The 16,754-nt window shown below is 63.3% G+C and carries 19 protein-coding genes; 9 read left to right on the forward strand and 10 right to left on the reverse strand.

Translation table 11 applies throughout. The features are described 5' to 3' along the window. The 8 genes from EN781_RS06450 to EN781_RS06485 all read right to left on the reverse strand — a co-directional run. Window positions 1–580 (reverse strand): alcohol dehydrogenase catalytic domain-containing protein (locus EN781_RS06450; protein ID WP_148669366.1); only part of this gene is annotated, 580 nt, incomplete at its 3' end. A gap of 38 nt (window positions 581–618) precedes the next feature. After that, window positions 619–2,250, reverse strand: coding sequence for a molecular chaperone GroEL (locus EN781_RS06455; protein WP_126058856.1), 1,632 nt, complete (start codon window positions 2,248–2,250; stop codon window positions 619–621). A 76-nt stretch (window positions 2,251–2,326) separates the two neighbouring features. Beyond that, window positions 2,327–3,124, reverse strand: a complete 798-nt coding sequence (locus EN781_RS06460) for an iron-sulfur cluster assembly protein (RefSeq protein WP_126058855.1) — start codon at window positions 3,122–3,124, stop codon at window positions 2,327–2,329. 5 nt (window positions 3,125–3,129) lie between these two features. After that, entirely contained in the window at window positions 3,130–4,152 is a 1,023-nt protein-coding gene (locus EN781_RS06465; RefSeq protein ID WP_126058854.1) for an amidohydrolase family protein, read from the reverse strand. Between the two features lie 85 nt (window positions 4,153–4,237). Beyond that, complete coding sequence (locus EN781_RS06470; protein WP_040968968.1) at window positions 4,238–4,606, reverse strand: MmoB/DmpM family protein; 369 nt, start codon at window positions 4,604–4,606, stop codon at window positions 4,238–4,240. Window positions 4,607–4,623: 17 nt separating this feature from the next. Beyond that, window positions 4,624–5,682 carry an aromatic/alkene monooxygenase hydroxylase subunit beta gene (locus EN781_RS06475; protein WP_126058853.1) on the reverse strand — a complete coding sequence of 353 codons (1,059 nt, stop codon included), beginning with the start codon at window positions 5,680–5,682 and terminating at the stop codon, window positions 4,624–4,626. 52 nt (window positions 5,683–5,734) lie between these two features. Further along, window positions 5,735–6,793, reverse strand: a complete 1,059-nt coding sequence (locus tag EN781_RS06480) for a 2Fe-2S iron-sulfur cluster binding domain-containing protein (RefSeq protein ID WP_127405949.1) — start codon at window positions 6,791–6,793, stop codon at window positions 5,735–5,737. A gap of 241 nt (window positions 6,794–7,034) precedes the next feature. Beyond that, window positions 7,035–8,708, reverse strand: coding sequence for an aromatic/alkene/methane monooxygenase hydroxylase/oxygenase subunit alpha (locus EN781_RS06485; protein WP_210211267.1), 1,674 nt, complete (start codon window positions 8,706–8,708; stop codon window positions 7,035–7,037). 94 nt (window positions 8,709–8,802) lie between these two features. On the opposite strand from EN781_RS06485, the gene EN781_RS06490 reads away from it, so the two are divergent. From EN781_RS06490 to EN781_RS34160, 5 genes are all read left to right on the forward strand, one after another. Further along, a complete protein-coding gene (locus EN781_RS06490; RefSeq protein ID WP_126058851.1) occupies window positions 8,803–8,988 on the forward strand; it encodes a hypothetical protein in 186 nt (61 codons plus the stop codon). Between the two features lie 268 nt (window positions 8,989–9,256). After that, window positions 9,257–9,733, forward strand: coding sequence for a hypothetical protein (locus EN781_RS06495; protein ID WP_126058850.1), 477 nt, complete (start codon window positions 9,257–9,259; stop codon window positions 9,731–9,733). 11 nt (window positions 9,734–9,744) lie between these two features. Further along, window positions 9,745–10,053 (forward strand): hypothetical protein, encoded by a 309-nt coding sequence (locus tag EN781_RS06500; RefSeq protein ID WP_126058849.1) that lies wholly within the window; start codon window positions 9,745–9,747, stop codon window positions 10,051–10,053. 14 nt (window positions 10,054–10,067) lie between these two features. After that, the gene (locus tag EN781_RS34155) at window positions 10,068–11,195 is read left to right on the forward strand and encodes a hypothetical protein (RefSeq protein ID WP_126058848.1); all 1,128 of its coding nucleotides are present in this window, start codon (window positions 10,068–10,070) and stop codon (window positions 11,193–11,195) included. Window positions 11,196–11,228: 33 nt separating this feature from the next. Further along, a complete protein-coding gene (locus EN781_RS34160; RefSeq protein WP_189347354.1) occupies window positions 11,229–11,402 on the forward strand; it encodes a hypothetical protein in 174 nt (57 codons plus the stop codon). Window positions 11,403–11,614: 212 nt separating this feature from the next. Here the strand turns inward: EN781_RS34160 and EN781_RS06505 are convergent, their stop codons facing one another. Both EN781_RS06505 and EN781_RS06510 read right to left on the reverse strand, forming a co-directional pair. Beyond that, a complete protein-coding gene (locus EN781_RS06505) occupies window positions 11,615–11,977 on the reverse strand; it encodes a hypothetical protein (RefSeq protein ID WP_245455425.1) in 363 nt (120 codons plus the stop codon). 278 nt (window positions 11,978–12,255) lie between these two features. Next, window positions 12,256–13,158 carry a GNAT family N-acetyltransferase gene (locus EN781_RS06510; protein ID WP_127399864.1) on the reverse strand — a complete coding sequence of 301 codons (903 nt, stop codon included), beginning with the start codon at window positions 13,156–13,158 and terminating at the stop codon, window positions 12,256–12,258. A 237-nt stretch (window positions 13,159–13,395) separates the two neighbouring features. On the opposite strand from EN781_RS06510, the gene argE reads away from it, so the two are divergent. From argE to EN781_RS06530, 4 genes are all read left to right on the forward strand, one after another. Beyond that, complete coding sequence (gene argE / locus EN781_RS06515; protein ID WP_127399865.1) at window positions 13,396–14,520, forward strand: acetylornithine deacetylase; 1,125 nt, start codon at window positions 13,396–13,398, stop codon at window positions 14,518–14,520. A 12-nt stretch (window positions 14,521–14,532) separates the two neighbouring features. Continuing rightward, the gene (locus EN781_RS06520; protein ID WP_126058844.1) at window positions 14,533–15,456 is read left to right on the forward strand and encodes a glyoxylate/hydroxypyruvate reductase A; all 924 of its coding nucleotides are present in this window, start codon (window positions 14,533–14,535) and stop codon (window positions 15,454–15,456) included. Window positions 15,457–15,480: 24 nt separating this feature from the next. After that, window positions 15,481–15,834 (forward strand): cupin domain-containing protein, encoded by a 354-nt coding sequence (locus EN781_RS06525; RefSeq protein ID WP_126058843.1) that lies wholly within the window; start codon window positions 15,481–15,483, stop codon window positions 15,832–15,834. A gap of 143 nt (window positions 15,835–15,977) precedes the next feature. Then, the coding region (locus EN781_RS06530; protein ID WP_145965453.1) for an aldehyde dehydrogenase at window positions 15,978–16,754 on the forward strand (777 nt) is incomplete at its 3' end.

Consider the following 16,754-nt stretch of genomic DNA (forward strand, 5'->3'; position numbering starts at 1 on the left):
ACTGTAACGCGATGTGGCCGAGCCCGCCGATGCCGAGCAGCACACAGTAGCTTCCTGGCCGCAACAGCTTCGCCGCCCGTTTGGCGGCGCGGTAGGCGGTGATGCCGGCGTCGGCCAGCGGCGCCACCTCGATCGGCGTGACATTGGCGTTGAGTTTGATGAGTGAGCGCTCGCTGGTGATGAAATATTCGGCGAAGCCGCCATTCATGCCGAGGCCGGGGAACTGCCCATTGTCGCAATACATGTCTTCGCCATGCCGGCAGTTGAGGCAGATGCCGCAGGAGCGGAACGGATGGCAGATCACGGCGTCGCCGCGCTTGACCGATCGGACGCCGCTGCCGACCTCCTCGACCCAGCCGGCATTCTCATGGCCCATGATGTAAGGCAGCAGGCTGCCGTCAGGATCCATGGTCGGTTTCCACACCCCTTCGATGATGTGGAGGTCGGTGCGGCACAGTCCGGCGGCACCGACCCGCACGATCACCTCGTCAGGGGCCGTGATCGTCGGCGCGACGACGTCCTCGATCTTGAGCTTCACGTTCATGTGCGGGTCGTATTCGTAGAGTCTGGCGGCTTTCATCGTCGTGTCCTTTCCAAATCGTTCCGTTGGAATGCGCGTCAGGCGCGGCCGAGCTTTTCCGAACCGCCGCCACGTGCCGGGCCGGCGGTCGGGTCCTCGTCCTCGGCGAGATCGCCGATCAGTGTTTCGGTGGTGAGGATCAGCGTCGCCACGGAGGCGGCGTTGGCGAGCGCGGTGTAGGTGACGCGCACCGGATCGATGATTCCGGCCTCGAACATGTTCTGGTAGCTGCCGGCCGATGCGTTGTAGCCATAACCGCCATTGACGCGGGTGACCTCGGCCACCACGGTTTCGGGATCGGCGCCGGCATTGGCGGCAATGCGCCACAGCGGACGCGACAACACCGAGCGCACCAGGCGCACTCCTTCGGCGATGTCGCCTTCCGCCTCGGCCGCCACCTTGTCGAGCAGGGGCGCGATCTGAGCCAGCGCCGAGCCGCCGCCGGCGACGACACCCTCCTCGGAGGCGGCGCGCACGGCATTGAGAGAATCCTCGATCAGCTGGATCGTCCGCTTCTGCTCGACGGGCGTGACGCCACCGGCGTAGAGGATGGCCGTGCCGCCGGAAAGCTTGGCCAGGCGCTCGCGCAGCTTGTCCTGCTCGATGTTCGGCGGCGCGGCCTCGTACTGCCGCTGCACCTGGGCGCGGCGCGACGCGATCGCAGCATGGTCGCCGCCACCGCGAATGATCGAGGTATAGGACGCGCTGGTCCTCACCCGCTCGGCCGTTCCGAGATCCTCGGCTGTGATGTCCTCCAGCCGGCCGCCGAGATCGCGCGCGATCACCTTGCCGCCGGTGATGATCGCCAGATCCTCCATCATCGCCTTGCGCCAATGGCCGTATTCCGGCGGATGGACGATGAGGTATTTCCCGGACCCCTGCTTGCCGAGCAGGGTCACCACCACCTCCGGCGACACTTCCTCCGACACGATCAGCAGCGGCCGCCCGGCCTCGTCGGCGATGCGGCGGGTAGTCTCGAGCGCCTTGGGGTCCTTGATCTTGAGGTCGGTCATCAGGATCAGAGGCCGCTCGAGCACGGCCTCCATCTTCTCCTGGTCGGTGACCATGTGATGCGAGAGGTAGCCGCGGTCGAAGGACATGCCCTCGACCACGTCAAGCGTGGTCTCGGTGGTCACGCTGAAGTCGGTGGTGATGACGCCTTCCGCCCCGACGCGCTCGTGCGCTTCCGCCACCAGCGCGCCAAGCCTGGCGTCGGTCGCGGCGATGTTTGCGACCGAGGCGAGGATGCCGTTGCCCTTGGCGGGCTTGGCCGAGGCCTTGAGGGCAGTAACCACCGCCGCCACCGCGCGGTCGATGCCCTTGCAGAGATCGACCGATTTGGCGCCGCGTTCATTCGCCTCGATGCCACCCTGGATGAGCGCGTTGGCGAGTACGATGGCGGTCGTGGTGCCGTCGCCGGCGACCTCGTTGGTCTGCATCGACACTTCACGAACGACCTGCGCGCCCATGTTCTCGAAACGGTCATGCAGTTCGATCTCGGAGGCGATGCTGACGCCGTCGCGGGTCACCATCGGCGTACCGATCGGCCGGTCGATCATGGCGTTCATGCCTTTGGGGCCAAGCGTAGGTTCGACGGCCGCCGCCAGCCTATAGACGCCGCGGGCAAGGGCCCGGCGGGCCTGCGAATTGTGAAGCATTATTTTAGGCATGACTCCTCCTTCCGCCTTACGGGCGGCTTGTTGGTTGGGGGCCTCGTGCGAGGGAGGCCGTTGCTTTCGACGTTGCCTAGACGGCCGGCGCGCTTCGCGCCGGCACGCGGTCCATGATGAAGTCGACCAGCGTCGGCTCGCCGTCGACCACACTCAGTTCTTTGTATCTTGTCTGCTTCAGTCCACGGCAAAGCGCGCCGTTGAACTCCATGTTGACGCGCACGCCGCGCAGCTCGGCGAGGTGGGCGCTGAGCGCGACGGGCGGGATTTGTCGCCCCTCCCACGTCACGAAGACCGGATCGCCTGGACAGCGGTCAGCAAACCGCTGGAGCAGAGCCGCCCGGTACCGTGGCTTCTGCGCGGCCGCCTCGCCCGGCTCGAAGCTGGCGGCATCATATGCCGCCAGATCCATGCCGAGGATTTCGCGATCCGTCAGGCCGTGCTCCCGCAGACCGCGCAAGACCGCCTCCTGGCGCCGCTTGAAGGCCTTCATGCTGAAGGTTTCGCGCAGGGCGTCGATATCCTGGTCCCCGGCAAGCTCGGCGAAGATGTCGCCGAAAGTCCTGCCCGCCTCGATGCCGCGGTTGACCTCTTCGGCGAACATGTGGTCGTGTAGTTTCACGCGATAGGCAGGCGACCAGGAGAGCCGGTCGAGCGCCTTGCGGACACCGTCGAGCATGAGGAAGGCGAAATTTGGCGAGCACCAGTAGGTCGGCAGGCGGAAGTCGACCTCCACAGTGCCGTCACTGGTTATCTCGGCCCGCTCGACGAAGCCCATCTCGGTGATGGCTTCGTCGAGTTCCGGGTCGTTGACCTCGCCAAGGCGCCGCCAGACTTCCTCCTCGCGGCTGCCGGAAACGCTGGCGGTTGCCATGGCCCCTACTCCGCCGCGATGCTGAAGGGCGAGCTTGCGAGCGCCTTCTTCTTCGCATCAATGTCGATGTTGTAGAGGCGCGCGGCATTGAGGCCGAGGATCTTCTCCTTGATCTCGTCGGTCAGTTGTACACCGCGTTCTGCAGCGATGTCCTGCGGGATCTGGTAGGCCCAGAGTTTCTCGATCAGCCAGCGCGGCGTCCAGATCGCGTAGTCGGAACCGAACAGGAGCTTCTCCGGCCCGAGCCAGAACAGCAGTTCGGCGATGACCTCGCCGAAATAGCGCGGGCGCAAGTGGATGAAGGGAAGCGCTACCGCCAGGCCGCCATAGACATTGGTTTCCTGCGTCGCGATCCAGCAGAAATCGTCGAGGCGCGGCAGGCCGCAATGCTCGATGATCCAGTTGAGGCCCTGGAAATCCGTCGCCGCGTGGTCGACGTCGTGAACGTCGAACGCGTCCTTGCTGAGCGGGATGATCGTCGGGCCCTTGTGGACATGAATGTTTTTGATGCCGAGCTTTTCGCAGAGCTCGAAGCACTTGTAGGCATCGGGATCGGTGAGCTTCCAGCCCTTGGAGGCGCCGTTCCACTCGGCCGTGTACATCTTCACACCCTTGACGTCGTAGGTCTCCTTCATGAAGTGGATGTATTCCAGCGCCTTCTCGCCATCGCGCGGATCGAAGGAGCCGTTGACGATGAAGCGGTCCGGGTAGCGCTTGGCGACCTCGGCGTTGCGCTCGATCGTGTTGAAACCGTTCTTGTAGAAGTCCTTCAGGTAGGTGGACTGGACGATCGCAACGTCATCCGGACCGTCGATGAACAGGTCGCGATAAAGATCGTCGGCGCTGTATTTCTCAAATTTGCCCTTCGGCCAAAGTTGCTCCCTCGGGCTCAGGTTTGTGTGATAGGCATAAAAGCAGTCGATGAACTGCTTGCCGTGGATGTTCCTCTGGTTCTCCGGGCTGCCGTCCCAAAAATGAGTGTGGCCATCGACCACGAAGATGTCCTTGCCTTCAGGTGTCCTGTACATTCTTGCCTCCGCAGTCGTCGTGTTGGTGGGGCGTTGTGTTGAAGGTTTCGGCGCGCCGCGTCCGGGCGGCGCGCCGGATCGTTGCTCAGATGTATTCGAAGACCTCGTCCATGTTCCCGAACAGGATCACCGTGTTGTCGTCGATGCGCACCATGCGGCCGTAGTGGGTGGAGGTGTTGACCTCGAAGATTTCGGCGGTCATCTCGCGACCCAGATATTCGCTGATCTCGTCCATCTTGAAGATCAGCTTGCCGTTGCCGTCGATGCGGATCATGGCTGGCTGGTAGGTAACGATGACTCCCGGCTTTTTGCCCATGAATTCGGCGATGGCGCGCGCCTCGACCGAGTCGTTCATGGTGACGCCGCACTGGTGCGAGATCGTCTGCTCGAAGGTAATGTCCTTCATCGATTTGAAGATGTTAGACTGCGAAGCGTCGCGTGCTGCTACTGACATGATGTGTTCTCCCCTATTCAGCGCTTGAGGCCGAGTTCGCCGAGGATCCGGCCAATCCGTTCCTCGGACTGGGCGCGAACGTCGGTGAACGAAACCGGCTTGGAATGCGGCATCGACCAGATCGGCTGCAGGCCGGCGGCTGCCTTGTCGGCGAGCGCGCCGTGCTTCTTGACCCAGCCCTGGAACAGCTTCCTGTTGGCCGCGCCGTGCGTCTCGTCGTTGGCGAGCAGGTAGATCAGGTCGATGGTGTTGGCGAGGTTGCGCTCGTAGTCGGCTTCGGCCGCCGAGATCACCGGCGGCGTGATGAAGTCGTGGTTGGCCGCCGCCGCCTGCATCAGGAAGCCGGAGCGGAACAGTTCGCCAACCAGCGGCTCGAAGACGATGTTGATGGCGAAGTACTGCTCCAGATAGTCGGCCATGCCCATGATGGTCTCGACCGCTTCGCGGGTGCCCTGCCACACGCCGTCCTCGAGCCAGTGCTTCTTGCCGAGCTCGTCGTCCCATCCGGCGATGTCCATGCCGATCTCGGCGAGATAGAGCGTGATGTCCTGGGCCAGCCGGAGCTTGTAGGAGGAATTGGTGAGCGTCGCATTGTTGATCATCTGCGTGTAGCCGTAGCGCTGCGCCTGCATGAGCGATGTGCCCAGGCCGAACTCGGCATGCTTCCAGGCTCCGAGATGCGCCTGCAGCAGCTTCGACCAGACCTTGTCGAAGGTCTTCGGCGCGCCGGCGCGGCGGGCGTTGGTGATGACGCTCTGCACCATCGTCTCGATCTTCGACTGGCGCTGGTAGTGCGTACGCTCCCACTCCTGATCGGGAGCCCGGAAGGCATGCCAGTTCGAGCTCCTGGCAGCCGTGTTGTCCTTGACGTAGGCGCCCTTGCCGTTCGAGAAGGAGATGATCCAGTCCTGGATCAGGTAGCGCTCGGGGTCGGGCTGCACGTCGACCGTGACATCCTCGTAATGGGTGGCGCGCTGGCCCTTCGGCTCGAAGTACCGATATTTCCGGCTGTCCGAATCGGCGAAGATCGCGGCTCCCGCGGCTCCCGATCCGACTGAACTCGACGTTGCTACCATTGTCTTCACTCCCTTGTTGCAGTTGCTTTGGTGTCGCTGGCTCCGGCCCACCTCAATGGGCCGGGGTGGCGCTGGACGACGTGGTGAACCGGTCGAAGAAGATGCGTTCGGTCTCGAACCCGTTCATGAACAGGACCGGCTGCAGCGCATCGATCATGGGCGGCGGACCGCAGGCGTAGACGTCGCCCTGCCCGTCGACCGCCAGCTGTTTGAGCTTGGCATCGACGCTCTGGTGCACGAAGCCGCGCTCGCCGTCCCACGCCTCGCCGTTGACGTGCGAGAGCACCGGGATGAAATTCAGCTCCGGGTGGCTTCCGGCGAGCTCGGTGATCCTGTCGAGATAGAACAGGTCGCTTGGCGTGCGCGCGCCGTAGAAGAAGTAGACGTCCCGCTTCTCGCCGCTCTTCAGGTGATCGTTGAGGATCGACCAGACCGGCGACATGCCGGAGCCGGCGCCGACAAGGATCAGGGGACCTTGCCGTTCTTCCCGCCGGAAGCAGGTTCCATAGGGTCCGACGACGGTGACCTCGGCTCCGACACGGATGCCTCCGGAATCGAGTTCCCCGGAAAACTTTCCTTCGGGGTATTTCTTGATGATGAAGGAGAGTTTTTGGGTTTGGTCCGGCGTATTTGCCATGGAGAACGAGCGCGTAATCGTCTCCCCTTTTTGCGTGGTGACCGTGATGTCGACATATTGCCCAGCCCAGAATTTTATCGGCGAGCCGAGTTCGATCTCGATGCCGCGGATGTCGTGGGTCAGATGCTCGAACTTCGAGATCCGGCCCTTGAACGTCTTCACCGCGATTGATTTCGCCAGAACCTCCTCGTCGTAGTTGAGGAGCTCGACCTGCATGTCGGAATAGGCAATCGACCGACACAACAGGATGTGTCCGCTATCCTTCTCCATGTCGTTGAGGGCAAAGGTCGAGTATTTCAGCATGTCGACTTCGCCTTCGAGCAGTACGCATTTGCAGGCCGAGCATTGCCCTTCCTTGCAGCCATGCGGCAGCGCGATGCCCTGGCGGAATGCCGCGTTCAGGACCGTTTCGCCGTTTTCGACCTCGAATTCGACGCCGACCGGCTCCAGGCGCACTGTGTGAGCGTCAGTCATTTGATTGGACTCCCGATAGCGAATATCTTCACTGGTGCTCTTGGTTTCTGGCCGAGCGAGCCCTTGTAGCCTGCCGTCACCTTCCTCCAGTCGTCGGCGGGCGGACGCGTCCCGGTGACAGTGAAGACGGTTGCGGCGATTGCAGCCCAGGCCGCGATGGCGATGGGCAGGGCGAAGCGGGCGCGTGTCATGTTGACCACCAAGCGGTGGGCGGGCCGTCGGCAACCGGCCCGCCTGACCGTCAATTGAACGGCGTGATGGTGAAGCCGGCCCGATACTCGGCGAGGTGCTTCTCCCGATCGGCCGCAGACATGCCGCGAAGCGCCTTGAGCGGCGAGCCGAGGACGTTTCCGCGCACGTCGTCGAGCGTCCACTGCTGGTCGGCCTCGAAGCGCAGATGCGGCTGCGGGATCAGCGTCTTGCCGTCGGAGCGGACGAAGTTGAGGTCCTTGATGGCGTCGGCGAGATCCCAGCCGTCATAGAGCGTCTCCCACTCGCGCTTGCCGCTGAAGCGGCCCATCGCGGGCGTTGGACGGCCCTGGTACTCGTCGGCGAAGGCCTCGACGGCAGTCCAGCGGTCGAGCTCGTGGGCGAAGGTGTGCAGCTGCCCGTCGATCTCGTCGACCACGATGTCCTCGCGGATGAGGCAAGGCACCAGGCACGACCAGCAGCGGTGCGGATAGACGTAGCCGACGTCGCTGTTGAACAGCAGCACCTTTTCGCCCTTGCGGCTGAGCTTGGCGTACCACTTCCAGAAGTCGCCGAACTCCGCATACCAGCCCGGATATTTGTGCTCGAACCACTCGAAGTCCTTGTCGGTCTGGGCCTCGATGCGCCAGAAGTTGACCGGCCAGCCGACCGCGAAGAACTGACCGACCTTGTGGACGTAATTCTTCTTGGTGATGCGCTCCCAGGCGGCCTGGACGTCGTCGTGGTGGACCTTGATACCGTACTTCTCGAGCGGCAGCATGTAGGTGCGGTAGTAGTCCTCATAGATCCAGCGATGCCACATCTCCGCGTAAGACTCCTTGTTCTTGTCGCGGTTGGTTGTGCCATATTCGATGAAGGTGCCGATGGCGGCGTCGACGATGGCGTGGTTCTGCCAGAAGGCGTAGCGCAGGTCGCGCTCGAGCAGCAGATGGTTCTCCGGCTCCTTCAGGGCGGCCATCAGCAGCGAGTGGCCGTTGCCGATGTGCCGGCTCTCGTCGGACTGCACCGACAGGAAAACGGTCGGCAGCGCATAGTCGCCGTTGCGTGCGGCCTCGGAAGGCATGGCGACGAAGAGGGTGTTGGTAAACGCCGTCTCGGCCACGACGGTCAGGTACATGCAGGCGGCCGTCATCGTGTCGCCAGTGATGAAGCCCTCGCCGAACTGGCGGCCGATGGTGGTTGCGTAGCACTTGCCGAAGGCTTCTTCGGTGATGTCGAAGCCTGCCGGGTCGATGTAATTCTCCATGTACCACTTCTTCAGATTCATCTGGATGGTGGAGTGACGGAACTCATCGACCATCTGCATGGTGAAGCCGGTTCTGAGGTCCTCGCCCGGCGCCAGCCGCGCCACCATCGCCATCGAGCGGGCGGCGGAAATTTCCGGGAAGGGAATGATGGCGAGGAAGAGCTTCATCCATTCCACCCAGCGCGGCTCGACATTGCGGAACATGTCACCGCGAAGGGCAGCGTCGAGCGCGCCGTAGACGCGGTTGTCCTTCTCCTCCTGCATCGGGAAATAAGAGCGCAGCACCTGCTTCATCGGATCGCGCGGCGCCTTGGCGATCTTGTAGTCGGTCGGAAACGTCATCGCTTCCTGGACATAGGTCGGGTTCCAACCGAGGTCGGAAATCTTCTTCGTCGCCTCGCCTACGGAAATGCCGCGTTGCGAGGTGATCTTGTTGAGCGTCAGAGACGACATCGTCATAAGCCTCCACCAGGTTTGAGCCGCGGATCCCTTGATCCGGGCGTGAGACGGCAATCAACGCCGCCAGTGAGAGTGCGAACGGCACGACAAAGGGTTGCGCATTCAGGCGCGACTGATCGTCGGGCTGTTCGAGTGGATCGCGGCAAAGGTTTCCGAGGTGTCGGCAGCGCCCGGTGCCAACCGCTGCTGCGATGGGCGTACCGAAGCGGACCTGACCTGCTTCCTCCGTTCCTTCGTTCTTTTGGCACCGCAAAGTGCGATGGGCTTCTTATGCAAGTGACAAAGCAAGCGCCGTGCCAGTTTTGAAAAAAGCCCAACGCCGGCCGTTCGAAACAATCGCCGTTCACTTCGCCGCGAAACGCGGCAGCCAACTGTAACGTTATTTTACAGATGTAAATTACGCCTGTAATATTTATACTCAATTCGCATTTGCGAAATGCTTACTTAGCTCTCGCAGCATTCATAAAACAGATTTCATCTATTCAATTCTATCCTGTCTCTATTATTTTGAAGAGGCGGCCCATGCGGCTCAGCATTGGAGAGAGCCCATGCCTGATGAAAAGGACAGCCAAGGCCTGCCATCGCCAATATCCCGACAGCCAGACGACATCGCCGGCGATCTTGTCAGGCTGATGCCTCGCGATCTGGTCTTCGTCATGCGCTTCCTGGGCGAGAGCCAATTTCGCCTCCAGAGCCACTTTCAGGATTTCATCCGGGCCGAGCTTGCTGCCGGCGGCGTCACCGCGGTAACCCATCCGATGATCCATCTGTTCATCGAGAACCACGCGATCCTGCTGCGCGACTTCGTGTTTTCCGGCGTTTCGCTCTCGCGCCAGTTCCGTGTCGAGGAGATAGAGCGCCTCACCGGCGACACAACATCGGTGATGCGCGTCGACATCTGGGATCAGCTGAAGAGCCACATCGAGACCGCCGAAAAGCAGTTCCGGTCGCAGGCCGGCACACTGCCCGGATTGCTGGCGGCGTTCGAGCAACCGCCAGGACCGATGCGCGGAAACGAAAAATGAAGGAGCATCCGATGGGCCAAACCGAAAGACGCGACACGTTGCTCGCCCGCCGCCTCGATCTTGTCGCCACGGTCTCGGCGCTGACCTCGGAGGCGCAGCGGCTCAACCAGAAACTCTCCGGTATCGAGATGGACGTGCTGCGCCTGGAGCTCGAGATCGGCCGAAGCGGTCCAAACGTGCAACTGGTGCGAGACTTGCATGAAGCCGAGGAGAGCGCCGCGGCACTCAGACACGCATGCACGACGTGCGAGGAGCGCATCGCCGCCGCCGAAGGCGACATCGACGACGTCGACCGCTGCCTGGCGGAGACCGGAAACTGACGAAGGGAAGGACCATGAACCAGCACGCGATACAGAACCTGACCTTGTTCGACCTGCTGGCCAGAAGCTGGCGCCGCCCGTCGGCGGTCGCCGACCTGCGCTTCAGCGCCGATGCCTCGGCTGTCGCCTTCACCGGCCTTGATGGGACGGTTGCCATAGCTGCGGTCGCGGACCAGGAGCCGCCGGAATCGCGGATCAGGGTGAGCGGCGACCTTGGCCAAACGACGATCCGCCCCAGGGAAAGAGCACCGGCACCATTGATAACTACCGCCGCGATGGGAGAAGGCGATGTCCCGCTCGCAAGCTACCTTGGGTCCGGCTTCCTGGTCGGAACGGCGGCCGGCAAAGTGGTGCATCTGGCAGCGGACGGCACTGTGATGGAGACGCTGGCCAAGATTGACGGACCGGCCGTCGCCTTCGATTACAGCCCTCGGACGGCCATGACAGCTGTCAGCAATGGGCAGGACATCTTCCTGTCGCGCGGCGGAAGCGCCGCAACAAGGCTGCACCACGGTGCGACCCCGTCGACCGATGCGCTGGCCTTTTCGCCAGGCGGAAGGCGCCTTGCCTGCAGCTTGGACAACCGGCTATCGATCTGGATGGTCGAAAGCGAGGCCACCGCGATACGTGATTTCGCCTTTTCGGCGCGCCCGGTATCGATCCGCTGGAGTGGCGACGGCACCTGGCTGGCCTGCGGGCTCGAAACCGGAGGCTTTGCCCTGGTCAGCATGACTGATGGCCGGGCTGAGATCGTCTCGGGATTTCCAACGCCGGTCCGTACAGTGTGCTGGAGCCTGCCAGAGAACGCTCTGTTTGCATCGGGCGCCTTCCGGATCGCCGGTTGGTCGATGACTGCGCCGCCGCTTGAAGGAGAGACCTCTGGCGCGCTGGAGACAGGTCGCGCCGGGCTGGTGCCGGTCGAGACAGTGGCCGCGCATCCGCAGAAGAGACTGGTTGCGGCCGGCTATGCCAACGGCCGGATCACCATCGCCCAGATCGGCGCGCGGGACGAACTCCTCGTCAGGCCAATGGGCAGCGCAGTAACCGCGCTCGGCTGGTCCGGTGACGGACGCCACCTGGCGGTGGGTGCCGTCGATGGTACCGTCGCGATCGTCACCTTTCCCGCGCAGATGTTCAAATAGGCCAATGCAGGCCGCTAACAACAGGAGAAGAGAATGCAAACCGAACTCACCCCCGAAGACAGGAGCAAGGATGAATTCTTTGAACGGCTCGCCAATTTGTCGGAAGAAATGGTGGCAAAGCACGGCAAGGACTTCAGCATGGGAGCCCTTGTGCTCGCCGCCCGATGGATTGCCGAGAACCGTGTTGGTCAATTGAAGACCAACTAGACCAACGAGACTGTCCGCTCGTCGTGCCTTGAACGACCGCATCTAGGTGCAAATCGCCTGGGACTAGGAGCCAAAGAGGTTCGCATTTGGTAGACGAAACACGGCTGCTTGAGTGTCCCGGCATGCGGCGCGAAGCTGCCCAAGAGGTCAGAGAGCATTGCGCATCCATGCCGCCGATCAGATGGAGAACCACTCGCCATAATGCCGCGATCTCATACCGTCCACATCGTGGAGTGGAGCAGAGCTTGCATGTGCTCTGGCAAATCTAGTTCGCCGCGCGCCTCGATCTCGAGAAGATATCGTGCCTTGGCAAAGCGATCGCCTTGCGTGGCCACGGGAAAGGCGCAGATGGAGATCAGCGCCCTCTCCTCTTCTCGGCTGGCCTCATCGTAGTCGCGGCTGTTGCCACCCGTTTCATGGACGGCTTTGTTGAACGCTGCGTATGCCGTCTTATGCGCGTTGATCAACGCTCGCAGTTCGTTCGACGGTTCTCCTTCTCGACGCGGTGCCTCGGTGGCGAGTGCCGTGGCTGATGCGGTCAAGGCGACAACGGTGGTGCCCGACTGGAAGAGCACGGTGCGACGGCTGATCCTGGACGTGGGAAACGCTCCTCTCATTTCAGAACAGCACGTAGCAGCTGTCCTCGATCGTGGGACTCTAACATGGCGGTTGGCGCATTTATGTCAGGATGAAAGCCCCGGGAGACTCTTACTGAGCGAGGATGTGTTGAAAACGATGGGAAGAATCGCATCGCCAACTGGAGTGTCGCTGTACCAGTTGCTCGGAACGTTCAGATCGCACCTTGCAATGGTTGAATGTTGGCCGGCGCCTTTTTGCCGACGAAAACACCGAACTATCCGAGAGTTTGGCTCGCCAGAGCATAGGTCTTCGGCATAGCCGCGCCTGCGACGGCAAAATCGGCGAGCCGTTTGCCCAGCGACATGGTCAGCACCGTGTCGAAGACCGGCATGCCGCTGTGCGACAGGAAGGCAGCGAAGTCGCCATTGTCCATATGCGTATCGATCCTGAGGAAAGATCCTGAATGGTCGACCACGTGCGGCCGGACGACGGCCACGGCGTCGACGTCGCTTTCCGCCACGACCGGTCCCACGACATGGCCCCGCCCGAACGGGCGACAGAGCGCGAAGGCTTTCAGCCTGCCGCCCTTGAAAAGACCATAGCCGGCCGAGTGCGCGAAGAGCTTTGCGATCAGCGCCGCGCGCCTGACGCCAAATCCCGCCGCATCGAGCGTGATCGCCGCGGCAATGTCGCCGTCGCCCAAAGTCCGGATATCGCCCCTTGTCTCCGCCAGTCTACCCATCGTCTCCGCTCTGGCGATGCCCTGGCATTGGTCGACGGTCTTCTCCGGCTGGAAATCGAGCGAAAGATAGAGCCGTCTTGCCGCTCGTGTTGCATTGAGGCGCAGATCGCGCCCGGCGACCTTTTCGAAGACCCGCTTCATCAGCCATTGTCCTGCGCCGAGCGTCTGCAGTCGCGGCGAGGTGATGACCATGCCCACGGTGGCGAAATCGGTGCCGTGCGCGAACCACATGGCCGAACCGAGAACGCGGCCGATCTCATCGAGCGCCACGAAGCCGCGCCCCGATTCGCGCAGGAACTGCCAGTCTTCGGCCCGGTGCGGCCATCCGACGGACAGGGAGTGCCCGTGCAACCGATCGAGATCGATGCCCTCGATGTCGCCGATGCGCATCGAGAAGGTATCGATTTTCAAGCTTCCGGACGGCTTCAATGCCATGCCCCTGAAAGATTGCCGCACTAGAGATGACGCGTCGATGGTCACCCTCTCTCCGCCAACGCTAAACAAGCAGACCGGTAGGATTTGCTCGAAAGCCGCGCGCCAACGCTAGATTCAACTGAAACACTTCCGCTTTCGGCACGCAATCGCGAAAGAACGCGCACATCCTCTCCCAAAATCTAGCAGCATACGGTCGCCGACACCGATCCGGCGACCCGAAATGTCTTAAGGGCTGGAATGGACGTCTTCGACATCCTCGACCGTCTCGTCGCCTTTCCATCGGTCGCCGGCGAGCCGAATGGCGACATCGCCGGCTGGATCGAGGCCCATCTTGCGCAGCACGGAACGCAAGTCAGCCTGCTCCCAGGGCCTGAGGGCGATCGTTTCAACCTGTTCGCAACGATCGGCCCCGCCGATGTGCCGGGCTTCATCCTGTCCGGCCACATGGACGTCGTCCCCGCCGGCGAGCCACATTGGAGCTCGGCTCCTTTCACGCTGCGCCGGGAAGGCGAACGGTTCTATGGACGCGGCACCACGGACATGAAGGGGTTTCTGGCAGCGGTGCTCGCGGCTGTGCCTGCACTGACGAAACTGCGCCTGGCCAGACCGATTCATCTCGCCTTCTCCTATGACGAGGAGGTCGGATGCCGCGGCGTGCCGCATTTGATCGCGCGCCTTCCCGCACTTTGCGCGAAACCGCTCGGCGTCATCGTCGGCGAGCCGAGCGGCATGCGCGCCGTGCGCGGCCACAAGGGCAAGGCGGCGGCTCGGGTGACGGTCAACGGGCGGTCCGGCCATTCATCGCGGCCTGATCTGGGGCTCAACGCCATCCATGCCATGGCCGCTGCGCTGGGCGCGGCCGTCAGCGAAGCCGAGCGGCTGACGTGCGGTCCGTTCGACCCCGCCTTCGAGCCGCCCTATTCCTCGCTGCAGGCGGGCGTGGTGACGGGGGGGCAGGCGGTCAACATCATTCCAGACACCTGCACGCTGGACCTGGAGGCCCGCGCCATACCCGGCGTCGACCCGGCCAGCCTGCTCGCGCCGGTCAGGGCGCGAGCCGAAGCCCTTGCGGTCGACGGCTTTCGGATCGAGTGGACGCCGATGAGCGCCTATCCGGCGCTGTCGCTGCCGCAGGACTCGAGCCTGGCGGCACTGTTGGCCGAGCTGACCGGCGAAGCGCCGCTCGCCGCCGTCAGCTACGGCACGGAGGCCGGACTCTACCAGGCCGCCGGCTTCGATGCGATCATCTGCGGCCCGGGCGACATAGGTCGCGCCCACAAGCCCGACGAATACATCCTCGCCAGCGAGCTCGCCGCCTGCCAGCGATTGATCGAGGCGCTGGGCGCCCACTGCGCGGCTTGAAGGGGAACGGGGATGACCTTCCTGTTCAATTCCGATGCGCGCCGCGGCGCGGTCTTCGCAGAGGCCTTCGCCGAGGAACTGCCGGACATCCCCTTCACGACGAATGCAGCAACAGTCGATCCCGACGCCGTACGCTATCTCATCACCTGGACTGCGCCGGAAGACCTCGCGCGCTACAGGAACCTGGAGATCCTGTTTTCCATCGGCGCCGGCGTCGACCAGTTCCGCCTCGATACCGTGCCGGAACAGGTGAAGATCGTGCGTACGATCGAGGAAGGCATCGTGCGCATGATGCAGGAATATGTGACGCTTGCCGTGCTTGCGCTCCACCGCAACCTCCCTGGATATCTGGCACAGCAACGCGCTGGCGAATGGCGCGACATACCGCAGCTTCAGGCCGCCTTGCGCCGGATCGGCGTGCTCGGCCTCGGGCAGCTCGGCCAGGCCGTCCTTGATCGCCTAAAACCTTTCGGCTTCCCGCTCGCTGGCTGGAGCCGCTCGCCGCAGCGGATCGAGGGCGTGACCTGCCATCATGGCCGGCCCGGGCTGCAGGAGATGCTTGCGGCCAGCGACATTCTGGTCGGCCTGCTGCCGCTGACCGAGGAGACACGTGGCTTCCTCAATGCCGACTTGTTCGCGAAACTGCCCGAGGGCGCGGCGCTCGTCCACACCGGCCGCGGGCCGCAGCTCGACCACGAAGCGCTTGTCGCGGCGCTCGACAGCGGCCATCTGTCGGCGGCGATGATCGACGTCACCGATCCCGAACCACTGCCCTCCGGCCATCCGTTCTGGGCGCATCCGAAGATCATCCTGACCCCGCACATCGCCAGCGTCACCCAGCCGGCGACCGCCGCCCGCGCCGTCATCGAAAACATCAGACGCCACCGCGCCGGTCTCGATCCCATCGGGCTCGTCGAGCGGTCGCGCGGCTATTGAAGTCCAAAACCGAAAGGCCATGCTTTGTCCCTGCTCAAATCCGTCGACACCAATCCGAACTTTTCGCCACGCGAATCCAAGGCATTGCCGGAGCGGCTGATTGCCGGCGACCCTGCCTTCAAGACCTGGGCGCAGGATGCCGCGAAGGACGACTTGGTCCATACCGGCGTCTGGGAGGCGACACCGGGCGAGACGCGCTCGATCAAGGGCGAGACATTCGAGTTCTGCCACATCCTCTCCGGCGTCGTCGAAATCACCCCCGATGCCGGCCCGGCGGTGACCTACCGGGCTGGCGACAGCTTCGTGATGAAGCCGGGCTTCACCGGGGTCTGGAAGACGATCGAAACGGTGCGCAAGATCTACGTGACGGTCGGCTGAACGGTCGGCGCAGTTTCAAGGGCAGCGACAGATTTTGCCGTCGCGTGCGGCCGGCACGCAACAATCGTCCGCAGCGGTTCGCCGAACGATGCATGCTGCTTGCCCGCCCGCGCTAGGCTGCGGCCAACGCTAGGTGGTTGCCCATGAGCCTGAGCTTCGATCCGAACACGGTTCCCCTTCCCGTCGGCCATTTTGTCGGCGGGGAAATGATCGCGGCCGAGGGCGCGATCGAGATGCGCCGGCCGTCGGACGGCAAGGAATATGCCGCCTGCCCCGTGGCCGGCGCCGACATGATCGACCGTGCGGTGGAGAGCGCCAAGGCGGCGCTGAAGGCCAGCAACTGGGGCGGCGTCCGGCCGCGCGAGCGTACCAGGGCGCTCCAGGCCTGGGCCGACCTGATCGAGGCCGAAGCCGCAACGCTGGCGAGGATCGAAGCGCTGTGCTCCACCCGTCCCGTCGGTCAGCTCATCGCCGGCGACATCGCGGTGACGGCCGAGCAGATCCGCTTCTTTGCCGAGTTCGCGGACAAGGAAGGCAGCGAGCTCGTGCCGACCGACGACGCCAGTCTCGGCATGATCATGAGCGAGCCCTATGGCGTGGTCGGCGCGATCACCCCCTGGAATTTTCCCATCTCGATGGCCGGATGGAAGCTTGGTCCGGCGCTGGCCGCGGGCAATGCGGTCGTGCTGAAGCCGTCGGAAATGACACCCTTTTCGGTTGTCTGTATGGCGCAACTCGCCATAAGGGCGGGTCTGCCGGCAGGGCTGATAAACGTGGTGCTGGGAGACGGTCCGACGACCGGAACGGCGCTGACCGGGCATCCCGAGATCGCCAAGGTCAGCTTCACCGGCTCGACCCGCGCCGGCTCGGCCATCATGGAGAACGTCGCTCGCACCGGCGTCAAGCCGATGACCCTGGAG

This window comes from Mesorhizobium sp. M4A.F.Ca.ET.090.04.2.1 (assembly GCF_003999085.1).
Lineage (GTDB): Bacteria > Pseudomonadota > Alphaproteobacteria > Rhizobiales > Rhizobiaceae > Mesorhizobium.

Coding starts and splice junctions, on each gene's coding strand:
- EN781_RS06520 (WP_126058844.1), top strand. CDS start 14,533: ATGACCTTCCTGTTCAATTCCGATGCGCGCCGCGGCGCGGTCTTCGCA.
- argE (WP_127399865.1), top strand. CDS start 13,396: ATGGACGTCTTCGACATCCTCGACCGTCTCGTCGCCTTTCCATCGGTC.
- EN781_RS06470 (WP_040968968.1), bottom strand. CDS start 4,606: ATGTCAGTAGCAGCACGCGACGCTTCGCAGTCTAACATCTTCAAATCG.
- EN781_RS06480 (WP_127405949.1), bottom strand. CDS start 6,793: ATGACTGACGCTCACACAGTGCGCCTGGAGCCGGTCGGCGTCGAATTC.
- EN781_RS06475 (WP_126058853.1), bottom strand. CDS start 5,682: ATGGTAGCAACGTCGAGTTCAGTCGGATCGGGAGCCGCGGGAGCCGCG.
- EN781_RS06510 (WP_127399864.1), bottom strand. CDS start 13,158: ATGGCATTGAAGCCGTCCGGAAGCTTGAAAATCGATACCTTCTCGATG.
- EN781_RS06460 (WP_126058855.1), bottom strand. CDS start 3,124: ATGGCAACCGCCAGCGTTTCCGGCAGCCGCGAGGAGGAAGTCTGGCGG.
- EN781_RS06500 (WP_126058849.1), top strand. CDS start 9,745: ATGGGCCAAACCGAAAGACGCGACACGTTGCTCGCCCGCCGCCTCGAT.
- EN781_RS34160 (WP_189347354.1), top strand. CDS start 11,229: ATGCAAACCGAACTCACCCCCGAAGACAGGAGCAAGGATGAATTCTTT.
- EN781_RS34155 (WP_126058848.1), top strand. CDS start 10,068: ATGAACCAGCACGCGATACAGAACCTGACCTTGTTCGACCTGCTGGCC.
- EN781_RS06485 (WP_210211267.1), bottom strand. CDS start 8,708: ATGACGATGTCGTCTCTGACGCTCAACAAGATCACCTCGCAACGCGGC.
- EN781_RS06495 (WP_126058850.1), top strand. CDS start 9,257: ATGCCTGATGAAAAGGACAGCCAAGGCCTGCCATCGCCAATATCCCGA.
- EN781_RS06455 (WP_126058856.1), bottom strand. CDS start 2,250: ATGCCTAAAATAATGCTTCACAATTCGCAGGCCCGCCGGGCCCTTGCC.
- EN781_RS06465 (WP_126058854.1), bottom strand. CDS start 4,152: ATGTACAGGACACCTGAAGGCAAGGACATCTTCGTGGTCGATGGCCAC.